This is a genomic window from Tenebrionibacter intestinalis (genome assembly GCF_016632365.1).
In the GTDB taxonomy this organism is placed as follows: Bacteria; Pseudomonadota; Gammaproteobacteria; order Enterobacterales; family Enterobacteriaceae; genus Tenebrionibacter; species Tenebrionibacter intestinalis.
Map to the genome: position 1 here is coordinate 1 of NZ_JAEPBH010000204.1, position 322 is coordinate 322.

The 322-nt window shown below is 60.6% G+C and carries 1 pseudogene; it reads left to right on the forward strand.

Going from position 1 to position 322, the window contains the following annotated elements:
- Nucleotides 1-322: pseudogene (locus JJB97_RS18480) on the forward strand (IS3 family transposase); the annotation flags it as partial.

The window sequence follows — 322 nt, forward strand, 5'->3', positions numbered from 1 at the left end:
AAAAAGACGATGGAAGCCGAAATACTCAAAGAAGCCGTGGAGTTCGGCCGGGCAAAAAAATGGATTGCGCATGCGCCCTTGTTGCCCGGGGACGACGACTAACCGACGTCTGCCGGAGTATTGGTGTGTCGCGTGCGCAACTGAGCGTCAGGGTTCACCGGCCATCTGACTGGCAGGATCGCAGACGGCAGTCCCGTTCTGACGATACCGCCGTGTTATCCCGGATAAACACGGCGGTGGCTGACCTGCCGACGTATGGCTACCGCCGTGTGTGGGCGCTGCTGCGACGGGAGTCAGAGCGAGAGGGGCTGCCGGTGGTTAA